The 24,939-nt window shown below is 64.9% G+C and carries 19 protein-coding genes and 1 pseudogene; 6 read left to right on the top strand and 14 right to left on the bottom strand.

The genetic code is table 11. The features are described from left to right. Window positions 1-62: 62 nt before the first annotated feature. Genes ACVWYP_RS25980 through ACVWYP_RS25960 form a run of 5 tightly spaced genes read right to left on the bottom strand, consistent with a single transcriptional unit; the run spans window position 63 to window position 4,510 of the window. On the bottom strand, window positions 63-998 hold the full coding sequence (locus tag ACVWYP_RS25980) for an arginase family protein (RefSeq protein ID WP_018271602.1): 936 nt from the start codon (window positions 996-998) through the stop codon (window positions 63-65). Next, complete coding sequence (locus tag ACVWYP_RS25975; RefSeq protein WP_453946017.1) at window positions 995-2,251, bottom strand: M20/M25/M40 family metallo-hydrolase; 1,257 nt, start codon at window positions 2,249-2,251, stop codon at window positions 995-997. The genes ACVWYP_RS25980 and ACVWYP_RS25975 overlap by 4 nt, the downstream gene beginning before the upstream one ends. After that, window positions 2,238-2,903 (bottom strand): amino acid ABC transporter permease, encoded by a 666-nt coding sequence (locus tag ACVWYP_RS25970; RefSeq protein ID WP_018271600.1) that lies wholly within the window; start codon window positions 2,901-2,903, stop codon window positions 2,238-2,240. Before ACVWYP_RS25970 ends, ACVWYP_RS25975 begins: the two co-directional genes overlap by 14 nt. 8 nt (window positions 2,904-2,911) lie before the next feature. Next, window positions 2,912-3,706 carry an ABC transporter substrate-binding protein gene (locus ACVWYP_RS25965; protein ID WP_304495366.1) on the bottom strand — a complete coding sequence of 265 codons (795 nt, stop codon included), beginning with the start codon at window positions 3,704-3,706 and terminating at the stop codon, window positions 2,912-2,914. A 27-nt stretch (window positions 3,707-3,733) separates the two neighbouring features. Further along, the gene (locus ACVWYP_RS25960) at window positions 3,734-4,510 is read right to left on the bottom strand and encodes an amino acid ABC transporter ATP-binding protein (protein ID WP_304495365.1); all 777 of its coding nucleotides are present in this window, start codon (window positions 4,508-4,510) and stop codon (window positions 3,734-3,736) included. A 190-nt stretch (window positions 4,511-4,700) separates the two neighbouring features. Here ACVWYP_RS25960 and ACVWYP_RS25955 point away from each other — a divergent pair, with 190 nt between their 5' ends. Next, on the top strand, window positions 4,701-5,606 hold the full coding sequence (locus tag ACVWYP_RS25955; protein WP_041482655.1) for a LysR family transcriptional regulator: 906 nt from the start codon (window positions 4,701-4,703) through the stop codon (window positions 5,604-5,606). 25 nt (window positions 5,607-5,631) lie between these two features. On the opposite strand, the pseudogene mfd reads toward ACVWYP_RS25955, so the two are convergent. Both mfd and ACVWYP_RS25945 read right to left on the bottom strand, forming a co-directional pair. After that, window positions 5,632-9,152 (bottom strand): annotated as a pseudogene (gene mfd / locus ACVWYP_RS25950) (transcription-repair coupling factor). Continuing rightward, on the bottom strand, window positions 9,149-9,439 hold the full coding sequence (locus ACVWYP_RS25945) for an FAD assembly factor SdhE (protein WP_304495363.1): 291 nt from the start codon (window positions 9,437-9,439) through the stop codon (window positions 9,149-9,151). Before ACVWYP_RS25945 ends, mfd begins: the two are co-directional and overlap by 4 nt. A 245-nt stretch (window positions 9,440-9,684) precedes the next feature. On the opposite strand from ACVWYP_RS25945, the gene recG reads away from it, so the two are divergent. Continuing rightward, window positions 9,685-11,793 (top strand): ATP-dependent DNA helicase RecG, encoded by a 2,109-nt coding sequence (gene recG / locus ACVWYP_RS25940; RefSeq protein WP_304495362.1) that lies wholly within the window; start codon window positions 9,685-9,687, stop codon window positions 11,791-11,793. Between the two features lie 92 nt (window positions 11,794-11,885). On the opposite strand, the gene ACVWYP_RS25935 is transcribed toward recG, so the two are convergent. The 4 genes from ACVWYP_RS25935 to ACVWYP_RS25920 all read right to left on the bottom strand — a co-directional run bounded on the left by ACVWYP_RS25935 (window position 11,886) and on the right by ACVWYP_RS25920 (window position 15,714). After that, window positions 11,886-12,686, bottom strand: coding sequence for a DUF502 domain-containing protein (locus tag ACVWYP_RS25935; RefSeq protein ID WP_304495361.1), 801 nt, complete (start codon window positions 12,684-12,686; stop codon window positions 11,886-11,888). 106 nt (window positions 12,687-12,792) lie between these two features. Beyond that, window positions 12,793-14,619, bottom strand: a complete 1,827-nt coding sequence (gene glmS / locus ACVWYP_RS25930; protein ID WP_028340707.1) for a glutamine--fructose-6-phosphate transaminase (isomerizing) — start codon at window positions 14,617-14,619, stop codon at window positions 12,793-12,795. Between the two features lie 175 nt (window positions 14,620-14,794). Continuing rightward, window positions 14,795-15,442, bottom strand: coding sequence for a hypothetical protein (locus ACVWYP_RS25925; protein ID WP_304495360.1), 648 nt, complete (start codon window positions 15,440-15,442; stop codon window positions 14,795-14,797). Next, complete coding sequence (locus ACVWYP_RS25920; RefSeq protein ID WP_304495359.1) at window positions 15,439-15,714, bottom strand: hypothetical protein; 276 nt, start codon at window positions 15,712-15,714, stop codon at window positions 15,439-15,441. Before ACVWYP_RS25920 ends, ACVWYP_RS25925 begins: the two co-directional genes overlap by 4 nt. Before the next feature lie 396 nt (window positions 15,715-16,110). Here ACVWYP_RS25920 and ACVWYP_RS25915 point away from each other — a divergent pair, with 396 nt between their 5' ends. After that, window positions 16,111-18,078 (top strand): oleate hydratase, encoded by a 1,968-nt coding sequence (locus ACVWYP_RS25915; RefSeq protein ID WP_304495358.1) that lies wholly within the window; start codon window positions 16,111-16,113, stop codon window positions 18,076-18,078. 54 nt (window positions 18,079-18,132) lie between these two features. On the opposite strand, the gene ACVWYP_RS25910 is transcribed toward ACVWYP_RS25915, so the two are convergent. Beyond that, entirely contained in the window at window positions 18,133-18,927 is a 795-nt protein-coding gene (locus ACVWYP_RS25910) for an adenylate/guanylate cyclase domain-containing protein (RefSeq protein WP_038376465.1), read from the bottom strand. Window positions 18,928-19,102: 175 nt separating this feature from the next. Further along, window positions 19,103-20,167 carry a carbon-nitrogen hydrolase family protein gene (locus ACVWYP_RS25905; RefSeq protein ID WP_304495357.1) on the bottom strand — a complete coding sequence of 355 codons (1,065 nt, stop codon included), beginning with the start codon at window positions 20,165-20,167 and terminating at the stop codon, window positions 19,103-19,105. 175 nt (window positions 20,168-20,342) lie between these two features. Between ACVWYP_RS25905 and ACVWYP_RS25900 the strand changes: the two genes are divergently transcribed. From ACVWYP_RS25900 to ACVWYP_RS25890, 3 genes are all read left to right on the top strand, one after another. Further along, window positions 20,343-21,293 (top strand): LysR family transcriptional regulator, encoded by a 951-nt coding sequence (locus tag ACVWYP_RS25900; RefSeq protein ID WP_304495356.1) that lies wholly within the window; start codon window positions 20,343-20,345, stop codon window positions 21,291-21,293. 77 nt (window positions 21,294-21,370) lie between these two features. Next, window positions 21,371-21,697 (top strand): DUF485 domain-containing protein, encoded by a 327-nt coding sequence (locus tag ACVWYP_RS25895; protein ID WP_304495355.1) that lies wholly within the window; start codon window positions 21,371-21,373, stop codon window positions 21,695-21,697. A gap of 12 nt (window positions 21,698-21,709) precedes the next feature. Then, window positions 21,710-23,293 (top strand): solute symporter family protein, encoded by a 1,584-nt coding sequence (locus tag ACVWYP_RS25890; protein ID WP_304495354.1) that lies wholly within the window; start codon window positions 21,710-21,712, stop codon window positions 23,291-23,293. A 213-nt stretch (window positions 23,294-23,506) separates the two neighbouring features. Here the strand turns inward: ACVWYP_RS25890 and glmU are convergent, their stop codons facing one another. Further along, window positions 23,507-24,865, bottom strand: a complete 1,359-nt coding sequence (gene glmU / locus ACVWYP_RS25885) for a bifunctional UDP-N-acetylglucosamine diphosphorylase/glucosamine-1-phosphate N-acetyltransferase GlmU (RefSeq protein WP_304495353.1) — start codon at window positions 24,863-24,865, stop codon at window positions 23,507-23,509. Window positions 24,866-24,939 lie beyond the last annotated feature (74 nt).

Here is a 24,939-nt window from a genome sequence, read left to right as displayed (position 1 = left end):
GCCCGCGGATTTTAGGGCACGGTCATCGCCGGCGCAGCATACCCCATCCAGCCGCTGCAATTTCAGTCCGGCAACAATCCCATGCCCGCGGCAAGCAGCACGAGAGCCTCCATGATCATATGGGCGCAGAGCTGGGCGGCCATTCCCTGAACGTCCTGTGGCGGGCTGACCGTGTTGAAATCCATCGCGACGATGTTCAAGCCTGAAAGGCTGCGCAGCAATTCGATCCCCTCGCGGGCCGACAGGCCTCCCCAGGCGGGCGTGCAGACGCCGGGAGCGACCGATGGATCGAACACATCCATGTCCCAGCACAGATAGACCGGTCGCGCGCCGACGACCTGGCTGAATTCCGCGACGGTCTGCGCGAAACCGCGCCGCATCAGCTCCTCGATCGTGACGACGCGAAATCCGAGCGACCGCGTATGTTCGAGCACACCCGGGCAATAGGTGAATCCGCGCACGCCGATGTGCCAGGATCGGCCGGCGTTCACCACGCCTTCCTGCGCCGCGTTGGTGAACTGCGTGGCCGCATTGTACCGATCGTCGGGCGTATACGGATATGCATCGGTATGGCTGTCGATATGCAGTGCGACGAGATCCTTGTGATACCGGGCGGCGGCGCGCATCAGCGGAAGCGAGACCGAACCGTCGCCGCCGATCCCGACCGGCACCGCGCCAAGCTCGAGAATTCGACCGGCGGCAGCCTCGATCTTGACAAAGGCGTCTTCGATGCGTCCCGGCACCAAGGCAACATCGCCGGCATCGACTGCACCCAACAATGACAGCACGTCGACGTCGGCGAGCGACGGATGATAGCGGCGAATGAGCCGCGACTCCCGCCGGACCTCCAGCGGGCCTTGCCGGGCGCCGACGCGGAACGGATGCGTGCCGCAGTCGAACGGCACGCCGAGCACGGCAGCGCGGCTGCCCGGCCGCGGTAACCCCGCCGGCAATCCCATGAATGTTTCCGGACCCACGAAACCCGCCACGTCGCTCATTTTCTGTTCTCTCCTGTCAGCATGTCGAAGGCGGTCAGCGCGTGCACGCGCGACACCGTCGCCAGTTCGGCGATGTCAGCGTACTCATCCGGCGCGCCCATGTTGTGAGGAGTCGGCCCATAGACCACCGTCGGGATTCCCGCCATTCGAAACCAGCGCGCATCGGAGCCGCCGACGCGCATGTTGATCGCCGGCGCCCTGCCGATGATGTCCGTCGCTGCAGTTGCGCAGCGCGTGACGATCTCGTCACCGGGGCCGGTGTGATTGGGTTCGAAGCAGCGCAACACGCGCCATGTGATGCCGGGCAGATCGAGCACCTCCCGCAACAGCGCGAGGACAGCTTCCGACGTGACGCCGACCGGCAGACGCAGGTCGATGGCCGCTCGCGCCTGGCTCGGCACCAGGTTCGGCGACGAACCGCCACCCACCGTTCCGATGTTGACCGTGACGCTCGACAGGACGTCGGCTTCGCCGGCGCCGCACAGCGGTTCGGAGACAGGCCTTGCACGGCGGATGGCGTCGGCGACATTGACCGGCATCGCAACCGCCAGGCTGCGCAGCTCACTCACTCTGTCCAGCGCTTCACGCAAGCGATCGATCGCATTGATGCCGAGATGGACATGCGCGCCGTGCGCCGCGCTGCCCTCCGCCTCGATCTCGATCCAGAGGAATCCCTTCTCGCCGAAGCGCAGCACCATCGGTGAACCGGCGTCGCCAATGATCACGGCGTCGCCGCTGGCATGGGGGACCTGGTCGAGCAGGTATTTGGTCCCGTATGGACCCATACTTTCCTCGTCGCCGGCGAGCGTCAGCACCACCTCTCCCGCCCATGCCGCGCGCTGCTCGGCCAATGCGGCCATCGCGGCCATCGATGCCGCGATGCCGCCCTTCATGTCGGCAGCGCCGCGGCCGTAAAGGCGGCCGCCTACGACCTCTCCGTCGGGATTGACCGACCAGCTCATCCGCTCGCCCAACGGATAGGTGTCGAGATGGCCGTTGAACACGATGCGGCGGCCGGGGGCGTGGCCCTTGATCCGCGCGACGACGTTGACGATCTCGGCTGTCCCCGGATGCAGCTCAACCGCAACGCCAGGCACATGCGCCCCGAGAAGATCGGCCGCCAGCGCCGCCACGGCGCGCGTGTCGCCGTCCGGATTTGGCGACGGCACTCCGATCAGCCGCATCGCCAGCTCGACGACCTGGCTGGTCCGATCGCTCGAAACCGCGCGGCGAACTTGATCAACGTCGTGCAAGGCGCGCTTCCCATATGCGGATTGAGTGGGTGAGCGGCCAGCAGATCGCGAAATACACCACCGCGATGAAGGTGAATATTTCCAGCGGCCGGAACGTCGACGACGACAACTCCATGCCGCGCCGCGTGACCTCGCCGACCGACACCACGGACGCAAGCGAGGAATACTTGATGAGCTGGACGAAATTGGCGGCCAGCGGCGGCAGCACGCTGCGAATCGCCTGCGGGCCAACGATCCGCACAAAGCTCTGCGCGGGCGTCAGGCCGAGCACCTGCGCCGCTTCGCGGTGCCCTACCGGAACGGTCTGGATGCCCGCTCTGAAGACCTCGGAGATGAACACCGCCGAATAGAGCGAGAGACCGAGGATCGACGCGGCCAGCGCATCGATCCTCACATTGAAGACGATCGGCAGCACGTAATAGACCCATAGCAGCTGCACAAGGATTGGCGTATTGCGGACGATTTCGCCGACCGAAAGCGCGATGATGCGCGCGAAGCGGAAACGGGACATCTGCATGATCGCGATGACGAGCCCCAACAGGGTCGCCACCACGAGCGTGACAATTGAAATGAACAGGGTCATTTCCATGCCGGAGGCAAGAAAACCCAGATTGTTCGGGATGACGTCCCAGCGAAAGCTGTAGCTTTGCATCTGATGTCTCAGGGCGCGACGATCGGTCCGAGCTTGTTCTTCTCGGCGGCGGCCTTGAGCCGGCCGTCGAGCTTGATGGTGCGAACGAACAGGTTCACGTAGTTCAGCCAGATCTGGTCACCCTGGTTCATGACGTACGCGTACGGCGTCACGGACAGGTTTTCCGGCGGCGCCACCGTTGTGGTCCAGTCGAACTGGGCATTCATTTTGATCGAGGCCGGATAATCGGTCATGACGACGTCGACGCGTTGCGCCATCAGCTCAGCCGGGGTCGTGGCCGGAGGTGCAACCGCGACGGTCTTGGCGTTCTTGAAGTAGGACCGCATGAAGTTCTCGACATAGCTGCCGAGCGAGACGCCGGCGTTGACGCCCGGCTTGTCGATATCCGCCCAGGATGTGATCGGGCCGCCCTTGCGCACGACGGCATAGACGCCGCTCGTCAGATACGGGTCCGAGAACGCGACGGCCTGCGCACGCTTCATCGTCGCCCCGACGCCGAACATGCCGAGATCGCATTTGTTGGCCTGCAGGTCGGCGATGAAACTGCCAAAGCTGGTCTCCACATAGTCCAGCTTCACGCCCATGTCCTTTGCGAGCTCCTTGGAGAGGTCGATGTCGATCCCCTCGAGCTGTCCGCTATCCGGATTGCGGAACGAAATCGAATAGTACATGGGCCAGATGCAGACCCTGAGTACCCCGCTCTTGGTGATCTCGTAGAGGCGCGATTGCGTCTGCTGGGCAGCCGCCGGCGTCATCGAGAGAAAGAGCGCGCAAACGAAGGCAAGTCGGCGCAGATTTGGCATGAGCTTCAATCTCCTGTCGTGCGGTGATCACTCGTCAAACTGATTGAGAAAGCGCTTGGCGCGCTCGGTTGTCGGCCGTTCGAAAAAGGCGGCCGGCGCGCCGTGCTCAACGATCATCCCCTCGTCCATGAACACGACATGGCTCGCCACGCGCCGGGCGAAGCCCATCTCGTGCGTCACCACGAGCATCGTCATGCCTTCGAGCGCGAGCGTGCGCATGACCTGCAGCACCTCGCGGCGAAGTTCGGGGTCGAGAGCCGACGTCGGCTCGTCGAACAGGAGTATCTTCGGCTGCATGGCAAGCGCCCGGGCGATCGCCACGCGTTGCTGCTGGCCTCCGGACAGCCTGGCCGGATAGGCATCGCGCTTCGCCTCCATGCCGACCTTCTGAAGCAGCCGTTCGGCCGTGACGACCGCCTCATCCCGGCTGACCCCGCGCACGCGCATCGGGGCCTCGATGATATTTCCCAGCACCGTCATGTGCGGCCACAGATTGAACTGCTGGAACACCATTCCGATTTCCGGCCGCACCTTGCGGGCAGCGAGCCGCACATCCGACGATGGCCGGGCCTGCGAGACCGTCGCCCCCTCCATCACGACGCGCCCGTCGGAAGGAGCTTCCAGCAGCGCCATGCATCGCAGAAGGGTCGTCTTGCCCGAGCCGCTTGGACCGATGATGCAGGTCGACTGCCCGGTGCCCAGCGCAAGGTCGACGCCGTTCAGAACGGTGTGGGCGCCGAAGCGTTTGACGACCGCCTCGGCGGCCAGGACCGACGCGGCACATGATGCGTGGCTAACGTTCATCCCCGCAGACCCTCCAGACGAGTTCATCCCGAAACATAAGCAAATATAATGCCAATGCTTGTCACGCTCAGATTGCGGTAACATTATCTGGAATTTCGTCGGCGTGATGTGCGAAAATTCCTTGTATTATTGGCGTTTCCCTCCATGCTCATACCACGAGCAGCATCGAAACGATATATAGATATTCGTTATGGATCGTCGCCTTGTTGAGATTTTCCATGCTGTTATGCAGCATCGATCGGCAACTGAGGCCGCGCGCGCACTCGGCATATCGCAGCCGGCTGTGAGTACGGCCTTGAAACGGCTGGAAGCGGATGTCGGGTTTGCGCTGTTTCGCCGGGAGAGCCGCCATATCGTGCCTACGCCGGAGGCGCATCTGCTGCACAATGAAGCGATCCGAGCGCTCGCCGGGTTTGCCGAACTGGAGGATGCCGCTGCCGGGATCTCCGCAGGCAAGCGCGGCGTTCTGACGATCGCGAGTCCGGGACCTGGGATAGTCTGGCTTCCGGGCGTCGTCAGCCGCTTCCAGCGCGAGCGGCCGTCAACGACGATCAGGCTCCTGACCCGAAGCTCCGAGAATGTCCGGAGCCTGGTCTCGGCGCGTGCATTCGACTTCGGAGTCGCCGAGCCGCCGTTCGACCGCACCAATGTCGTGTTGCGGCGCTACCGGATGTCGCTCGACTGCGTGATGCCTGCAACGCATGCACTGGCTGACCGGAAAGTCGTCACTCCCGATCTTCTCGAGCGACATGATCTGATCATCACCTCGCAGAGCCGATCGACCTATGCCGCGGTATCGCGCGCCTTCGAAGCCAGCGGTACGCCGTTTCATCCGGCGATCGAGTGTGAATTCTTCGCCGTCGCGCTCAACCTCGTCATCGATGGCGCGGGCGTCTGCCTCGTCGACGCGCTCAGCGCGTCCGAAACGCTCAGGCGAACCAGCGGTGCGAGCACGCTCGTCGTCCGCCCCTTCGCGCCGGCGATCCACTACGAGGTCGGGGTCCTCAAGCCGACGATCGGCGAACTCAGCGTTCTCGCCGAGCAGTTCCTGAAACTGCTCGACGACCACGTTGCGCCATATTTGATCCGATCCTGAGCAGGGGTTTGCGTCGAACCGCGTGTCAAGCCGCCTTCTTGCTCTCCGCGAGGTTCGCAAGCTGGCGCAGGATCTCGGTGGTGCCGGCGAGGCGCTCTTCGGGCGTATCCCATTCCTGGAAGAACACCACCTTCATATCGGGCCGCACCTTGGCGGCCTGGCCGTGCTGGCGGATGAAGCTCACGAGACGCTCCGGATGGGCAAAGCTGTTGTCGCGAAATGCGATCACGGCGCCCTTCGGGCCGGCGTCGACCTTCCCGACATTGGCCCTTCGGCAATAGGCCTTGATCGCCGCGACCTTGAACAGATAGCGCACCTCGTCCGGCAGCACGCCGAAGCGGTCGCGCATTTCGGCAGCAAAGGCGTCGATGTCCTCGTCGGTGTCGAGATCGGCGAGCCGACGATACAGCGACAGCCGGACGCTGAGGTCGTTGACATAGTCCTCGGGGATCAGGACCGGCATGCCGATCGTGATCTGCGGCGACCAGCGGTCGGCAGCCGGCTCGGCGACGCCGGCCTTGAGGTTGACGATCGCCTCCTCCAGCATCGACTGGTACAGCTCGAAGCCGACTTCCTTGATGTGGCCGGACTGCTCTTCGCCGAGCAGATTGCCGGCGCCGCGGATGTCGAGGTCGTGCGAGGCGAGCTGGAAGCCGGCCCCCAGCGTCTCCAGCGATTGCAGCACCTTGAGCCGGCGCTCCGCCTGCGCCGTGATCTTCTGCTGCGCCGGCAGCGTGAACAGTGCATAGGCGCGCAGCTTGGAGCGGCCGACGCGGCCGCGCAGCTGGTAGAGCTGGGCGAGGCCGAACATGTCGGCGCGGTGCACGATCAGCGTGTTGGCGTTCGGGATGTCGAGGCCGGACTCGACGATCGTGGTCGAGAGCAGGATGTCGTACTTGCCGTCGTAGAACGCGGACATGATGTCCTCGATAACGGTCGGCGGCATCTGGCCGTGGGCGACCGCGACCTTCATCTCCGGCACGTTCTTGTCGAGGAAGTCCTTGACGCCGGCGAGGTCCTCGATCCGCGGCACGACGTAGAACGCCTGTCCGCCACGGTAGCGCTCGCGCAGCAGCGCCTCGCGGATCATCAGGGGATCGTGCGGCGCGACGAAGGTGCGCACCGCAAGGCGATCGACCGGCGGCGAGGCAATGATCGAGAGCTCGCGAACGCCGGTCAACGCCAGTTGCAGCGTGCGCGGGATCGGGGTCGCCGACAGCGTCAGCACGTGGACCTGGGCGCGCGCAGCTGCTTCAGCCGCTCCTTGTGGCTGACGCCGAAATGCTGCTCCTCGTCGACGATCAGCAGGCCGAGATCCCTGAACTTGATGGCCTTGCCAAGCAGCGCATGGGTGCCGACGACGATGTCGACATTGCCGTCGGTGAGCCCCTTCTTGACCTGGTTCAGCTCCTTGGTCGAGACCAGCCGCGAGGCCTGCGCGATATTCACCGGGAAGCCGCGGAAGCGCTCGGTGAAGGTCCGTGAGTGCTGGCGCGCCAAGAGCGTGGTGGGCACCACGACCGCGACCTGCTTGCCCTCCAGCGCCACGGCGAACGCGGCGCGCAGCGCCACCTCGGTCTTGCCGAAGCCGACGTCGCCGCAGATCAGGCGGTCCATCGGGCGGCCGATCTCGAGGTCCTTCAAGGTCGAGGTGATGGCCCCGAGCTGATCCTCGGTCTCCTCATAGGGGAAGCGCGCGCAGAATTCGTCATAGACGTGCGGCTGCAGCGGGAATTTCGGCGCCTCGTGCAGCTGCCGCTCGGCGGCGATCTTGATCAACTCGCCCGCGATCTCGCGGATGCGGTTCTTGAGCTTGGCCTTGCGGGCCTGCCAGCCGCCGCCACCGAGACGGTCGAGTTCGACATTGGCGCTATCGGAGCCGTAGCGCGACAACAGCTCGATGTTCTCGACCGGCAGGAACAGTTTTGTCTCGGCGGCATAATGCAGCTCGAGACAGTCGTGCGGCGCGCCGGAGACTTCGAGCGTCTGCAGCCCGACGAAGCGGCCGATGCCGTGCTCGACATGGACCACGAGATCGCCGGTCGCAAGGCTCGTCACCTCCGAGATGAAATTGTCGAGCTTGCGGCTCGCCTTGCGCGGCCGCACCAGGCGGTCGCCGAGAATGTCCTGCTCGCTGATGACGGCGAACTCGTCGGTCTCGAAGCCGGATTCCATGCCGAGCACGGCCAGCATGGTCTCGTTGCGCGGCGTCGCCTGCACGATCCGCCAGGTGTTGACGCTGGTCGTGTTCAGGAGCTTGTGGTCGCGCAGCATCGCGCCCATGCGGTCGCGCGAGCCCTCGCTCCACAGCGCGATCACCACCTTCTTGCGCTGCGACTGCAGCGCGCCGACATGACCGACCACGGCCTCGAACACGTTGACGTTGGTGTCGGCGCGCTCGGGGGCGAAATTGCGGCCCTGCCGCGCGCCGGCGTCGAACACGTCGGGCGTGCCTTCGGGCACCGCGAACGGCGTCAGCCGCGCCAGCGGCGCATCGCCGAGCAGCTTGGTCCATTCGGCCTCGGTCAGATAGAGCTGGTCCGGCGGCAGCGGCTTGTAGATCGCGCCGCTGCCCGGATGCTCCAGCGCCTCGCGCCGCGCGTCATAGTAGTCAACGATCTGCGAGAACCGCTCGCGCGCGGCGTCCTCGCCCTGCGGCTCGATCGCGACCGTCGCGCCGTCGAGATAATCGAACAGCGTGTCCATCCGCTCCTGGAACAGCGGCAGCCAATGCTCCATGCCGGGATGGCGCCGTCCCTCGGACACGGCTTCATAAAGCTGATCGTCGCGCTCCGGCGCGCCGAACGCGGCGACATAGCCCATGCGGAAACGCCGTATGGTCTCAGTGGTGAGCTGGAATTCGGAGACCGGCACGAGGTCGAGCCCGCGCATATCGAGCAGCGTGCGCTGGGTCTCGGCATCGAAGGTGCGGATCGACTCAAGGGAGTCACCGAAGAAGTCGAAGCGCACCGGCTGGTCGAGGCCGGCCGGAAACAGATCGAGGATGCCGCCGCGCACGGCATATTCGCCGGGCTCGCGCACCGTTGACGAACGGGTGTAGCCATTGTGCTCGAGCCAGGCCACGACCGAATCCATCGGCACCACATTGCCGGGCGCAACCGACAGCGCTTGCGCTGCGACCTGGTCGCGCGCCGGTACCCGCTGCACGGCGGCGTTCACTGTCGTGAGCACGATCAGCGGTTTGTCGCTGCCGACCAGCCGCGACAACTTGGCCAAAGCGGTCAGGCGTTGCGCCAAAATGCCTGAATGCGGCGAGACGCGGTCATAGGGCTGGCAGTCCCAGGCCGGAACCTGCATCACGGCGATGTCGGGTGCAAAGAACTCCAGCGCGCGGGCGAGCTGCTGCATCCGCGCGCCGTCGCGGCACACCACGGCAAGGCTCACCGCCGGACGCTTCGGCTGCGCCGCGATGGCGCGCGCCAGATCCGAGATGACGAGCCCCTCGGCGCCCTCGGCGACGTTGGCGATGGTCAGCACCCGGCCGGGCGCGAGCATCGCGGCCGGTGATTTCATCGGCTGTTTCATGCGCTGGGATCCGCGACCCGAAACGCCTTGATGCGGGCAAACAGCGCGGTGGCATATTCGGCCGGCAGCACCTTGTCGCCGGTCAGCGCCGAATAGAGGTCGGGATCCGGCACCTCGATCAGATGCTCGAGCTCGCCGAGCTCGTGGTCGGACAGTTCGCCAATGGTCGCGTCGGCGAAGCGGCCGAGGATCAGGTCCATCTCCCGGGTGCCGCGGTGCCAGCAGCGAAACAAAAGCCGCTTGCGGCGGTCATCGAGCCCGCTGCTCGATCGTGTCGATCCCGTCATGTCCCAAAATCCATCCAACGCCAAAAGCCCGGACGTGCCGGGCGGGCTTGATATAGCCATGGCGAAGGCCGATGTCAGCCCTCATTCGCCGCGTTTTGGGGTTTCCCTGGGCGCATGCCGTCGCCGGGCTTGCGCGCCCGTCGAAGCCTTGTAGACGGGACCCGGCCGACATCAGCTCCAAAAAAAGACGTGGATGCCCGGCACAAGGCCGGGCATGACGGTGTGAAACGGTCTTGGATTCGTCGATGCGCCCAGCCCTGCTCAATCCGCTGTTTGCCCAGGTCACGACCCTGCAAGGGGTCGGCCCGAAGCAGGACAAGCTGCTGCGCTATCTGCTCGACCGCAGCGAGACGCCGCGGCTGGTCGACCTGCTGCTGCATCTGCCGGCGAGCGTGATCGACCGCCGCGCCCGGCCGAAGATCCGCGACGCCGCGGTCGGAACCATGGTGACGCTCGAGGTCACCGTCGACCGCCATCGCCCGCCGCCGCCGCGGAATTCGCGCGCGCCCTACCTCGTCTATGCCAGCGACGACACCGGCGACGTCGTGCTGACCTTCTTCCGCGCCCAGCCCGGCTATGTCGAGAAACTGCTGCCGGTCGGCGAGAAGCGCTACGTCTCCGGCACGCTGGCGATGTATGACGGCATCCCGCAGATCGTGCATCCCGATCGCGTCGTCGATGAAGCGGGATTTGCAAAACTGTCCGGCATCGATCCGGTCTATCCGCTGACCGAGGGGCTCGCGATCGGCTCGCTCCGCCGCGCCATCGCGCAGGCGCTGACCAGGCTGCCGGATCTGCCGGAATGGATCAGCCCCGAGGTGCTGCGCCGCTGCAACTTCCCGCCGATCAGGGAGGCGCTGACCCGCGTGCATGTGCCGGTCGAGCTGACCGACATCCTGCCCGACGGCCCGTTCTGGTCGCGGCTCGCATTCGACGAACTGCTCGCCGGCCAGCTCGCGCTCGCCCTGATCCGCGCCACGCTGCGCCGCCCAGCCGGCGTGCGCAACGCCGGCGATGGTCATCTGCGCAGGAAGATCATCGATGCCCTGCCCTATGCGCTGACCAGGTCGCAGCAAGAGGCGGTCGCGGCGATCATCGCGGACCTGCAGCAACCGGTGCGAATGTTGCGCCTCGTGCAGGGCGATGTCGGTTCCGGCAAGACCGTGGTGGCGCTGCTGGCAGCCGCTGCCGTCGCGGAAGCCGGCAAGCAGGCCGCGCTGATGGCGCCGACCGAAATCCTGGCGCGCCAGCACATCAAGACCATCGCGCCGCTCGCCGAGAGCGCCGGCCTGCGCGTCGCCATCCTCACCGGTCGCGAGAAGGGTAAGGAGCGCCGCGAATTGTTGGCGCAGCTTGAAGCCGGCGAGATCGATCTTTTGGTCGGCACCCACGCGCTGATCCAGGACGATGTGATCTACAAGGCGCTGGCGCTCGCCGTGGTCGACGAGCAGCATCGCTTCGGCGTGCGCGAACGCCTCGCGCTGACCTCCAAGGGCGAGGCCGTCGACGTGCTGGTGCTGAGCGCCACGCCGATTCCGCGCACGCTGGTACTGACTTACTTCGGCGACATGGACGTCTCGGAGCTGCGCGAAAAGCCCGCCGGCCGCCAGCCGATCGACACCCGCGCCGTGCCGATGAGCCGGATCGAGGACGTCATGGACGGCGTCGGCCGCGCGCTCGCCGCCGGCAAGCTGGTCTACTGGATCTGCCCGCTGATCGATGAATCCGAGGCCGAGGGCACCGAGCATCTCACCAACGCGACAGAACGTTTCGAGAGCCTGCAGAAGCGGTTCGGCGATCGTGTCGGCCTCGTGCACGGCCAGATGAAGGGCACCGAGAAGGATCGCGTGATGGCGCAATTCGCCGCGCATGAGATCGGCCTCCTGGTGGCAACCACGGTGGTCGAGGTCGGCGTCGACGTGCCCGCGGCGACCATCATGGTGATCGAGAACGCCGAACGTTTCGGGCTTGCGCAGCTGCATCAATTGCGCGGGCGCATCGGCCGCGGCTCGGAGGCCTCGACCTGCCTTCTGCTCTACAAGGAGCCGCTCGGCGAGATGTCGAAGGCGCGGTTGAAAGTGATCCGCGAAACCACGGATGGATTCCGGATCGCCGAGGAGGATTTGAAGCTGCGCGGCGAAGGCGACGTGCTCGGCATCCGCCAGAGCGGCCTGCCCGGCTACCGCATCGCGCGCTCCGAAGTGCACAGCCAGCTGATCACCCAGGCCCGAGACGAGGCGCTGCGGATCATGAAGGACAATCCGAAGCTGAAGGGCGAACGCGGCGAAGCGCTGCGCGTCCTGCTCTACCTCTATGAACGCGACGAGGCCGTGCCGCTGATCGGGGCTGGGTGAATTGCACGGTCATTCCGGGATGCGCGAAGCGCAGACCCGGAATCTCGAGATTCCGGGTTCGCATCTTCGATGCGCCCCGGAATGACTCCCACCTATCCTTCCACCTTCGCCGGCGCGGGCTGTGTGGCCGGCTGCAGCGAGGCGTGGTTGGTCGAGGCCTGGTTGGCGATCCGCGCGGCGTTGGCCATGCCGGCGAGCGCCGCGGTGCGCTTCTGGTCGTTGGCGCCGGGCTGCACCACGCCGGCCGACATGATCAGCGTCGCGGCATCCTCGGTGCTCATCTCGAGCTCGATGATCTTGCTCTTCGGCACATAGAAGAAGAAGCCGGTGGTCGGGTTCGGCGCGCACGGCAGGAACACCGAGATATGCTCCTCCTCTCCGGGGAAGCTGGCGGCGAGCTCGGTGCTCGGCGCCTGTGAGATCAGCACGATCGACCACATGCCGGGCGAGGGAAACTCGACGAGGCCGACGCGGCGGAAGCTCGAGCCGTTGCCGGAGAACAGCGTTTCGAACACCTGCTTCAGGCCGCGATAGATCGCGCGCACCGCAGGGATGCGGCCAAGCAGCCGTTCGCCGAGATCGACCAGGGTTCGCCCGATCAGGTTGGCGGTGAGGAAGCCGAGCAGCGTCAGCGCGATGACCGCGACGATCAGGCCGGAACCCGGCAGTCCGAACGGCAAATAGGTTTCCGGCCGGTAGGCCGTGGGCACGAACGGGCGGACCAGATTGTCGACCCAGTTCACGAACCACCAGGTCAGATACAGGGTGATCGCAACCGGACCGGCCACCACGAGGCCGGTGAGGAAATAGTTGCGAAACCGCGCCATCAGCCCGCGCGGGGCATCCGGGGGCAATTCACCGGTCGAGGCGGGAGGCACTTGGTTGGAGGTCATTGCGGTTCCAAGGTCGTCGAAGCGGCGTCGGAGCGGCCGTAGTCCATCACCCAGCTAAGCCATTCTAGCAGCTTTTTGAAGGGCCGCGTGAAGCCGCGGCTTGCGACTATTCGACCGTGACCGATTTGGCCAGATTCCGGGGCTGATCGACGTCGGTGCCCATCACGACAGCGGTATGATAGGCGAGCAGCTGCACCGGAACGGCGTAGACGATCGGCGCGAAGGTCGCCCCCATGTCCGGCATCACGATCGTCACCAGCGACTGGATCGTCGCTTCCGCCGCGCCCTTGGCGTCGGTCATCAGGATGATCTTGCCGCCGCGGGCGGCGACCTCCTGCATGTTGGAGACGGTCTTCTCGAACACCTTGTCGTACGGCGCGATCACCACGACGGGCATGTGCTCGTCGATCAGCGCGATCGGCCCGTGCTTGAGCTCGCCGGCGGCATAGCCCTCGGCGTGGATGTAGGAGATTTCCTTCAGCTTCAGCGCGCCTTCCAGCGCCAGCGGATAGCTGGTGCCGCGGCCGAGATAGAGCACGTCGCGCGACTTCGAGATCTCGCGCGCCAGCTTCTCGATCTGCACTTCGGTGGTGAGCGCTTCCGACATCAGGCGCGGGATCTCGACCAGGCCATGCACCAGCTTGGCCTCGTCGGCATCGGACAGCTCACCGCGCGCCTTGCCGGCGGCGACCGCGAGCGAGGCAAGCACCATCAGCTGGCAGGTGAACGCCTTGGTCGAGGCGACGCCGATCTCGGGGCCGGCGAGCGTCTGCAGCACGGTCTCGCTCTCGCGCGCGATCGTCGAGGTCGGCACGTTGACGACCGAGAGCGTGTGCGCACCCTGCGCCTTGGCGTAGCGCAGCGCAGCCAGCGTGTCGGCGGTCTCGCCCGATTGCGAGATGAAGACCGCAAGATCGCCCTTGCGCAGCGGCGCCTCGCGGTAGCGGAATTCGGAGGCGACATCGAGCTCGACCGGCAGCCGCGCCAGCCGCTCCAGCCAGTATTTCGCGACGAAGCCGGCATAGCTCGCGGTGCCGCAGGCCGTGATCGAGATGCGCTGGATATCCTTGAAGTCGAACGGCAGTTTCACCGGCATGGTGACGCGCTCGGTCGCCATGTCGACATAGCGCGCCAGCGTGTGCCCGACCACTTCGGGCTGCTCGTGGATCTCCTTCGCCATGAAGTGGCGGTAGTTCGCCTTGTCGACCAGCGCCGTCGCCGTGGTGTGCTTGATCGCCTCGCGGTGGACGATGGCGTTGTCCTTGTCGAAGATCGTGGCGCCCTTGCGGTTCAACACCACCCAGTCGCCGTCCTCGAGGTAGCTGATCGTGTCGGTGAATGGCCCGAGCGCGATCGCGTCGGAGCCGAGATACATCTCGCCCTCGCCATGGCCGACCGCGAGCGGCGGACCGTTGCGGGCGCCGATCATCAGGTCGTCCTCGCCGGCGAAGATGAAGCCGAGCGCGAACGCGCCGCGCAGCTGCGACAGCACCGCCCTCACCGCCTCGATCGGCTTGACGCCGCCCTTCAGCAGATTGTCGACCAGATGCACCACGACCTCGGTGTCGGTCTCGGTCGAGAACGCCGCGCCCTTGGCCTCGAGCTCCTCGCGCAGCTCGCGGAAATTCTCGATGATGCCGTTATGCACCACGGCGACGCGCTCGGTGGCGTGCGGATGCGCGTTGTTCTCGGTCGGCCGGCCGTGGGTGGCCCAGCGGGTGTGGCCGATGCCGGTGTGGCCGCCGAGCGGCTTGGCCTCGAGCCGGGCTTCGAGGTTCTTCAGCTTGCCCTCGGCGCGACGCCGCGCCAGGCCGCCATTCTCCAGCGTGGCAACACCGGCGGAATCATAGCCGCGATATTCCAGCCGCTTGAGCGAATCCACCAACTGCTCCGCGACCGGAGCGCGTCCAAGAATGCCGACGATGCCGCACATGCGGTTCAATATCCCCAAAAATCGCCGAAAATTTGCCAAAGCGGCGACACGGTCCCTTAACGGGAATCGCCAGCCGCAAGATACTCAATAATTATTGCCGATTGCGACAGCCTTAAACGGCAAGGTTGATGCGAAAGGCTGGTTAATCGGGGCTAACCATTTTGGCAAGAGTGCGTCAGCGGGGATCCGCCGGCGCTGGCCACGGTTTCGCCTCCCAAATCGTGGTCCATTCTTGACCCGCGCCGCACGCAGGCGCGCTGACCTCGACGCGAACCACGACAAAGCTTTCGCGATTGGTCACGTCCAGCCGATAGACATGCCGCAGGTGTCGGCTGGGACACAGGTCCGATCCGGTTTCGGCCTGAAACAAGCCGGCCTCCTCCCTCCATGTGATGAAACCCGGAGTGTCCGTCGTACCGAAGCCGTTCAGCGCGACGTACGGAAACTCCATTGGCTTTGGTCTGCTGACGTCGGAGAGATCGAACGCGCGATGCGATCCGGTCACGGAAAAGCGACAGAACATCAGCGCGAGACGGTGCCCGGCCACTTTCATGAAGCGAACCGGCAGCTTTTCGATATCGTCCCTGTATTTGCAGCCGGATTGCTCGGCCGCAAGCGCAAGCACCCTTGGCACCAGGGCCGGATCGGAAATTTCAAAGTCCGTGCGTCCATTGGCAAGACTGCTCCATTCGCGAAGCGCCTCGCGTCGTGCATTGATGCTCGAAGTTTCGTCGCCGCGCGCGACGTGCGCGAGCGGCGGACCGGCCGTGAGAAGACCTCCGAGCAGCACCTTGATCAATCCAGCGATCAGCCGCGCGCTCACGGTTCCCATCCCCGGCCACGCAGCCAGACGTCGCGGCAGGTAACCAGCATGCCGTGCAGTCCGTTCTTGAGGAAAAACAGATAGAGCGCGAACAGCAGCACGAAGCTGAGCCGATCGTCGCCCCAGGAAACGAACTCAGGTTGGTCGTGTGTCTTCCGGGACAGCACCGCCAACTGTCCGGTCTCGGCCCATTGGCAGAGTCGCGCGGCGCTGAAGTACGTCACAAGGCTGCAAAAGACTCCAATCAAAGCGGTCGCAGCATGTTTGCGCATGACGTGTTTTGCCTCGTCGCCTCCTAAAAGCGATGAAACCGCCGGCGGCAAACGCCGTTAACCGCATCAATACGTCATTAACGCCTTTCGGCGAGGCCAGCCGACGCCGGAGGTAGTCGGCGCTCCCAGAAGGTGCTCGGCTGCACGCTATGGCAGCGCATCCTCGGCGCGCGGTAGAGACGCACCTGCGATCCCGGACCGGCGCGCGGCGATCCGGTCGACCTCCCCAAATCACTGAAAATTTGCCGGCTCCGCGACACCCTCCCTTAACGAAGCGTCGCCGGTCGCGCCGCGACATCTTCGCCGCAACCGGGCCCGGGCCAGAAAATGACATGGCGAACTGCCAACATCGGCCCCACGGAGATCGCGAAAGCCAATCACGCAGAAAGGTCGCCAATGACTGAAGTCGCAGCTTCCGGCACGCCCACCTTCGAGGTCGAAACCGACGCGTCCAGGCGCTACTGGCACAACGGGAGCCACAACACGCTGCCGCCGCCGGACATGATGGGCGCGTACATGCGCAACCGTCCCGTGTCGAATCAGCCGGTCGAAGCCCGCAAGGCCTGGATCATCGGCAGCGGCATCGCGGGACTGGCCGCGGCCTTCTACATGATCCGCGACGGCGGCATGAAGGGCGACGACATCACCATTCTCGACACCATGCACATCGAGGGCGGCTCGCTCGACGGCGCCGGTGATCCCGAGAACGGCTACATCATTCGCGGCGGTCGCGAGATGAACTGGAACTACGACAATCTCTGGGACATGTTCCAGGACGTCCAGGCGCTGGAATTGCCCGAGGGTTACAGCGTTCTCGACGAATACCGGCTCGTCAACGACAACGATCCGAACTTCTCCAAGGCGCGGCTGATGCACAAGCGCGGCCAGATCCGCGACTTCTCGACGCTCGGCCTGTCGAAGCCGCAGCAATGGGAATTGATCCGCCTGCTGCTGAAGCGCAAGGAGGATCTCGACGACATCACCATCGAGCAGTACTTCAGCCCGGGCTTCCTCGATACCAACTTCTGGTTCCTCTGGCGCTCGATGTTCGCCTTCGAGAACTGGCAGAGCCTGCTCGAGATGAAGCTCTACATGCATCGCTTCCTCGATGCGATCGACGGGCTGAGCGACATGTCGGCGCTGGTATTTCCGAAATACAACCAGTTCGACAGCTTCGTCCGTCCGCTGGTGACGCATCTGCGTGAGCGCGGCGTCAAGGTGCAGTTCGATACCCGCGCCCACGATCTCGACATCAAGGTCGACGGCGATGCCCGCACGGTCACCGCGATCCACGCCAAGGTGGGCGGCGCCGACATCACCATTCCGGTCGGTCCGAAAGATCTGGTCTTCGCGCTCACGGGATCGATGACCGAGGGCACCGCCTATGGCGACATGGACCACGCTCCGGTTCTTCAGCGCGGCAAGCATGATCCGGGTCAAGCCAGCGACTGGACGCTGTGGACGAACCTGGCGAAGAAATCGCCGATCTTCGGCAAGCCCGAGAAGTTCTACGGCAATGTCGACAAGTCAATGTGGGAGTCGGTCACGCTCACCTGCAAGCCGTCGCCCTTCGTCGACCGGCTGAAGGAGCTTTCAGTCAACGATCCCTATTCCGGCAAGACGGTCACCGGCGGGATCATCACCTTCACCGACTCCAATTGGGTGCTCAGCTTCACCTGCAACCGGCAGCCGCACTTTCCGACCCAGCCGAAGGACGTCCTGGTGGTCTGGGTCTACGCATTGCTGATGGACAAGGAGGGCAACTACGTCAAGAAGCCGATGCCGGCCTGCACCGGCCGCGAGATCCTGGAGGAGCTCTGCTACCACCTCGGCATCGAGGACAAGCTGGATGCGGTAGTGGCGAACACCAAGGCCCGCCTCGCCTTGATGCCCTACATCACCGCGATGTTCATGCCCCGCGCGGCGGGCGACCGGCCGCATCCCGTCCCCGCGGGCTGCACCAATCTGGGCCTGATGGGCCAGTTCGTGGAAACATCGAACGACATCATCTTCACGATGGACAGCTCTGTCCGCACCGCGCGGGTCGCGGTGTACACGCTGCTCAAGCTCGCCAAGCAGGTGCCGGACATCAGCCCCACGCAATATGATATCCGGACCATCCTGAAGGGCGCCCGTGCCTTGAACAACAACGAGCCGTTCCCGGGCGAACGCCTGCTGCACCGGCTACTCGACAAGACCTACTACGCCCACATTCTTCCGCCACTGCCCGAGCCCGATTCCACGCGGCGAGGCAGTGCCGAGCGCGAGCTGGCGGGACTTCTCGGCAAGGGCGATCAGGCGCTCGGCGCCATCATCGGCTGGCTGGAACGGATTCGAGAGAACATCTCGACCCGCAAGGGCTAGAGCACGATCCGGGAAAGCGCGATGCAACGCCGACGTCGATCCTTGCCGGACGCCCTAATGCTCAACCCGGTAGAGCCGCCATCGCTCCGGCACGCCTTTGAGCTGGTGCGCGCCGCGGTCCTTGAAGCGGATTTCGGACTTTGACATCAGGTCCTTGACGGCGCTCGAGACCAGCACTTCGCCGGCCCGCGCTTTCGCTGCGACGCGCGCGCCGATGTGAAACGCAAGACCGATCACCTCCGCCCCACTCACCTGGTATTCGCCAGCGTGCAGTCCAACCCTGATCTCCAGCCCCAACGTGCGCACGGACTCGCGGATTGCGGTCGCACAACGGATCCCGGCTGCCGGCGCGCGGAACGTCGCCAGCACCCCGTCCCCCGTCGTCACGACTTCCTTCCCCCGCAAGGCCTTCAGCTCCCTGCGCACAGCGACGTAGTAGTGATTCATCACCGTCGCCCAGCGCGTGTCGCCGAGCCGCGCGGCCTTTTCGGTGGATCGGACTATATCGACATAGAGGATCGTGGCGAGCGCCTGCTTGAGCTGTGAGTCCCGATCGGCGGTTCGGCGCCGGTTCGCGATATTCCCAGCCAGCGGCTCATAGCGATGGCTGCGTCGCCGCGCGATGGCGGCCTTGGTGTAGTCCTGGGCGCGCTGCACCGTGCGGCAGCGAATGGTTTTCTCCTGCGGTGGAAACGTCCAGTAGACCTTTCGCCCGTCGCCAGCGCCATCAACCTGCACGGCGCCCCACTTCAGGAAAACCGTCGAGCCGGCCCGTCGAATGCACCATGCCTTCGACGTGTATCCGGAAACGTTCGACTGATGGACTCCGATGCGAAGGAATTTTGGCATGAGCGTCCGGCCGATCGAAGAAGCGTTTGGCAGCCTACCCAGGGTAAAGCGTAGCCATACATTCCCGCGTTGGCAACGGTGCAGGTTTACGGGCTATCGAGAATGCCGGACTGCGATGTTCGCATCGGGTCCCGCAAGCAGACGAAGGATTGTATGAGGCCGCACCAGCTCTTCGTCAGCTCCGGCAGTCGCGCCCCTGCCCGTTCATACCCGCGTCGGCATCGACCGACAGAATTGCCGCGTCTTGCACTTGCGCTATCGGCTGATCTGCATCGCGGAATCGCGCCGGGGTCAACCGGCTGCGGTCGACCGTCACGCCAAAGATATCGAAGCGGTTGTAGTAACCGACCACGTCATGAAACTGTTTCGGCTCGACGCAGCGATTGAGATCGATCTCCGCGTAGGCGATCCCCTCCTCGTCCTGCAATCCATCGCCGAAGACGCTGCCCGTCGGATCGACGAAGAAGCTCGCCGCACGTGGCGTCTGGTCGATCACGTCGGCGATCGTTCGATCGCGTTCGATGAGGAAGGCGCGCATCGCCTGGTCCATGTAGCCGGCGGTGACGATCCCGAATACCTTGGCTTCGAAGCAGTGGGCGCTGGCCCGGATGCGGTTGGCGGCCACGTTGTCGAAATTGCCGCCGCCTGCCGGGCGCCGGGTGGGCCACATCGGCGGCCAGCTCGAAATGTGCACCTGCTCGCCCTGCGCCATCAGCGCGAAGCGGGCCAATGGATTGGTATTCTCGCCGCAAATCAACCCGCCGATCCGGCCCTGCCGCGTCTCCGCGACCTTAAGGCCCGCACCATCCCCTGACGACCACACCAGCTTCTCATAGAAGGTCGGAACCAGCTTACGGTGATGGATGAGAATTTCACCGGTCTCCCCGATCAGCAGGTTCGAGTTCCACAGCCCCCCGACGCTGACGGCCGAGCGCTCGCTGATGCCGATCGAGACCGTGACGCCGAGGGCGCGCGCCTCGGCGCACAGCCGCGCCACTTCCGGTCCGTCCGCCAGCACGGATTGCTCCGCCATGCGCACGAACAGATCGTGGTTGTCGATCGGAGGCCACAGCGCGGCCCAGACCGGAAAGGCGGGAATATAGGTCTCGGGAAACGCGATCAGCTCGGCGCCGGCTCTGGCCGCCTCGCGAATGATGGCGATCGCCTTTTCGGTGGTCGCCCAGCTGTCGAGGAAGACGGGCGCGGCGTGGACGGCAGCAGCCTTGAAACGAGGAAGCATGTCGAAAATCCCGGCTAGGACTAGGGGAGCGAAGCGGTATCATCCCTGCCTTGCCGGCGTGCATGGGAATTGTCGCAAGGTCGGTTGCGAAGGATCGGAACCGCCACGCGCTGGAACGGGAATTGCTTTGCTGACAAGGGCCGCAATTTCAACGGCCGCAACCGGGAGGCAGGTGATGTTCGATACGATCAACTGGGACGATCTGCGGGTGTTTCTCTGCGCCGCCCGCGCCGGGAATTTGAGCCAAACAGCAAAGCGGCTGCGGCTCGACCATTCCACCGTCAGCCGGCGCATCGCCCAGATGGAAGCTTCCCTCGGGGTGGCGGTGTTCGAACGTCACCGCACCGGGCTCAAGCTCAACGAGGTCGGCGAGCGGCTGTTGCGTCATGCCGAGCGGGTCGAGAGCGCGGTGATCGCCATTCGCGAGGAGGCCAGCGCCAGCGACACCCAGGAGCTCATCGGGACCGTGCGGCTCGCCACCATGGAGGGGATCGCCTCGCTCTATCTGGCGCAACGCTTTGCCAAGCTGCGTCGCACCACGCCACAGCTCACCGTCGAACTCGTCACGTCCGCCCAGACGGTCTACGTCCATAAGCGCGAGGCCGATCTGTTCGTGTCCTTCTTCCGGCCACCTGGTCCCGGCCTGATCTCGGAGCGCATCGGCAAGTTTCGGCTCGGGCTATTCGCGAACCAGGACTATCTCGACAACCACGGGATGCCCGCAAGCCTGCGCGACCTGCAGGATCATTGGTTCGTGTCCTATATCGAGGACCTGATCCAGGTCGATTCGGTGCGCTGGCTCGCCGACGTCATCGAAGAGCCGAAAATCGCCTTCCACTCCAATAGCATGATCGCGCAGATGAACGCCGCGGCGGGCGGCCTCGGCATCGTGATGCTTCCGAGCTTTGCCACAAGGGACCGGCCCGACCTGATACCCGTGCTGCCCACTCTCGCCGGCACCGTTCGCGAGGTCTGGCTCAACGTCCATGGCGACCTGCAATTCGCCCCGCGCATCCGCGCCGTCCGCGCCTTCCTGAAAAATACCCTGAAGCAGGATCCTGACATGCAGGTCACGCTGGCCGACGTCGTGCCGCAGCCGCGCACAGCAGATTGCAAAAATCCATAATTCCCTTCCGTCAGACCCCGGCTGAAGCTCGTCCGATTGGCGCAAGCAGAGCGCGCTGAAGTTTTGAGGGGGCCGATATGAACGTGGTTATTCCCGGCAATGCCGATCCGACGCCGAGCGGCGGCGCATTGGCCAAGAAACCGGCCAAGAAAGCGGCCGAGCAACTGGCCAAGAAGCGGCTGATCGTCGCGCTCGTTCTGAGCGTCGCGATGATCGCGATCTATTTCGGCTTCATGGGGCTTTTCGCGTTCGACAAGCCGCTGCTCGGCACCATCCTGATGCCCGGCCTGTCGCTTTGTATCGTGCTAGGCCCGCTCGTCATCATCTCTTCCTTCGTGCTCTGCCTGGTCTACGTGCTGTGGGCGAACCGGGTGTTCGACGCAGGCGTTCGCGAGCTTCGCTAGGGGGACAGGCAAATGGGCAGCAGCACGCTTTCGATCGGGTTCTTCTTCGCCTTCATGGCGTTGACGCTGGCGATCACCTATTGGGCTGCGCGGCGCACGCGCACCACCGAGCACTTCTTCGCCGCCGGCGGCCAGGTCACGCCGTGGCAGAACGGCTGGGCACTCGCGGGAGACTTCCTCAGCGCCGCGGCTCTGCTCGGAATTGCCGGCATCGTCACCTCGAACGGCTTCGACGGCATGATCTATTCGATCGGGTGGCTGGTCGGCTGGCCGATCATTCTGTTCCTGATCGTCGAACCATTGCGCAATGTCGGCCGTTTCACCTTCGCCGACGTCGTGGCCTATCGCCTGCGCCAGCGCCCGGTGCGCCTCGCCGGCGCCATCGGTACACTGGCCGTGATCCTGTTCTACCTGATCGCCCAGATGGTCGCGACAGGATCGCTGATCAAGCTGCTGTTCGGCCTGCCCTACACCTGGTCGGTCATCGTCGTCGGCAGCGTGATGCTGGTCTATGTGCTGTTCGGCGGCATGCTGGCGACGACCTGGGTGCAGGTGGTCAAGGCCGTGCTGCTGATGGGCGGCGGCATCCTGCTCGCGTTCCTCGTGTTGACCCATTTCGACATGAACCCGCTGAAGCTGTTCGCCGCGGCGTCCGAGAAATACGGCACCAAGGTGCTGCAGCCGGGATCGAAGGTGGTCTCGGGTCAATGGGATGCCATCTCGCTCGGGCTCGGCCTGATGTTCGGAACCGCCGCGATGCCGCATGTGCTGATGCGGGCCTATACGGTGAAGGATTCCAAAGCGGCACGGCTGTCGATCCTCTATGCCACCGGCCTGATCGGCGTCTTTCATCTCATGGTCTTCATCATCGGCTTTGGCGCCATGGTGCTGGTCGGCCCCGAGGCGGTGGCCAAGGCCGGAGGCGGCGGCAACATGGCAGCGCCCCTGCTCGCACTCACCGTCGGCGGCAATGCGTTCTTCGGCTTCATCTGTGCGGTCGCGTTCGCGACCATGCTCGCGGTCGTCGCGGGGCTGACGCTGTCGGGCGTCGCCACGCTCTGCCACGACGTCTGGACCAATGTGATCCGGAACGGCACCGCTCAGGAGGCCGAGCAGCTCAAGGTCGCGCGGGTCGCGACTGTTCTGATTTCCATCCTCGCCATCGGCCTGGGCATCGCGTTCGAAGGCCAGAATGTCGCCTTCATGGCGGGACTTGCGTTCTCGATCGCCTGCGCCGCCAACTTCCCTTCGCTCGTGCTCGCCATCACCTGGCGCCGCTTCACGACGCCTGCTGCCGTGGCGAGCATCCTCGTCGGCACGCTGAGCTCGCTGGTGCTGATCTATCTGTCCCCGACCATCCAGGTCGACATTCTCGGCAAGCCGCTCGCCGCGGTCGAGCATCAATGGTGGTTCGTGTCGCTGCGCAATCCCGCGATCATCAGCATGCCGCTATCCTTTGCGGTCGCGATCCTGCTGTCGCTGGTCACCCGCGAGAAGAACGCAAACCTCGCCTTTGACGAGATGCAGCGGCGCATCCTGCTCGGACCGGTCGAGCAGAAGACCGACGAGCCGCGCCAGGCGAAGAATGCGGCATGAACCGCGGCGCGGGGGACGCAGATGTATGTCTCACTGACCGTGCCACCTGTTCGGTGTCGTCCCTGCGAAAGCAGGGACCCATAACCGCCGATGGTTATTGTTTCACGATGCTGGAACGACGAGTCCCGTTCACAACGCCGGCCGCGGAGTATGGGTCCCTGCTTTCGCAGGGACGACAACTTCGTGGAGACTCGGAATCACGTCGCGAGAAGATCACTTCCCCTTCGCGGCCTTCTCCTTCAGCTTCGCCGTGCGGTAGCGCGCGGCGCCGCCTTCGCGGATGGACTGCTCGCTGCGCTCGAGCGCCATCGCATCGTCGGGAACATCCTTGGTGATCACCGAGCCCGAGCCGATATAGGCGCCCTTGCCGATCGTGACCGGCGCGACCAGCGACGTATTGGTGCCGATGAAGGCGCCCTCGCCGATCAGCGTCTTGTGCTTGAGAAAGCCGTCATAGTTGCAGGTGATGGTGCCGGCACCGAGGTTGGAATTGGCGCCGACATGGGCGTCGCCGACATAAGAGAGATGGTTGACCTTGACACCGGCCTCCAGCCTCGAACCCTTGGTCTCGACGAAATTGCCGATCTTCACGCCATCGCCGAGCGAAGTGCCGGGCCGCAGCCGCGCGTAGGGTCCGAGCTCCACCTTCTTGCCGAGCGTGGACTGGGTGATGTGCGAGAAGGAATGGATCACGGCGCCGTCGTCGATTGACACGCCGGGACCGATCACCACGAATGGCTCGATCGTGACGTCCTTGCCGAATTTGGTGTCAGCGGCGAGATAGACGGTCTCCGGCGCGATCAGGGTCACGCCGGCCTCGAGCGCCTGCTTGCGCAGCCGCGCCTGCATCACGGCCTCGGCCTCGGCGAGCTGCGCCTTGGTGTTGATGCCGCGCACTTCGTCTTCGCTGGTCTCAATCACGACGGCCTCCAGTCCGAGTTCCCTGACGATGCCGACGGCATCGGTCAGATAATATTCGCCCTTGGCGTTGGCGTTTCCGATCTTCTCGATGATCGCGAGCGCCTTCTTGCCGTCGAACGCCATCACGCCGGCATTGCACAGCGTGATCTTGCGCTCTTCGGCACTGGCATCGGCCTGCTCGCGGATCGCAACCAGCTTGCCGTTCTCGACCACCAGCCGGCCGTAGCCGGTCGGGTCGGCGGCACGGAAGCCGAGCACCGCAAGGGCCGCGCCGCCGCGCAGCGGCGCGCGCATACGGGCAAAGGTCTCGGCCGAGATCAGCGGCGTATCGCCGAATGCGATCAAGAGGTCGTCGGCGCCGCGGGCGATCGCCTCGCGCGCCGCCAGCACCGCATGCGCGGTGCCGAGCCGTTCGCGCTGCACGAAGGTCTGCGCGTCGGGCCGCACCCGCCGCGCCTCGGCGGCGACCGCCTCGTGGTCCGGGCCGATCACGACCGCCAGCTGCGATCCCTCGCCGGAGGCCGCGGCGTCGAGCACATGCGCCAGCAGCGGCTGCCCGGCCACCGGGTGCAGCACCTTCGGCAGCGACGAGCGCATCCGCGTGCCCTCACCGGCCGCAAGCACCACTGTCAGGCTCGTTCGCGCAGTCATTCGCAATCCTCGATGTTGCGCGCAGTTCGCTGCGCAAAGCTTTCTTCGAGGCCGTCTTTAATTGTTTTCCCCGG

Source organism: Bradyrhizobium sp. USDA 3262 (assembly GCF_054060035.1).
Note: the sequence above shows the minus strand (reverse complement) of the source record. Positions and strands in the feature narration are given on the sequence as shown.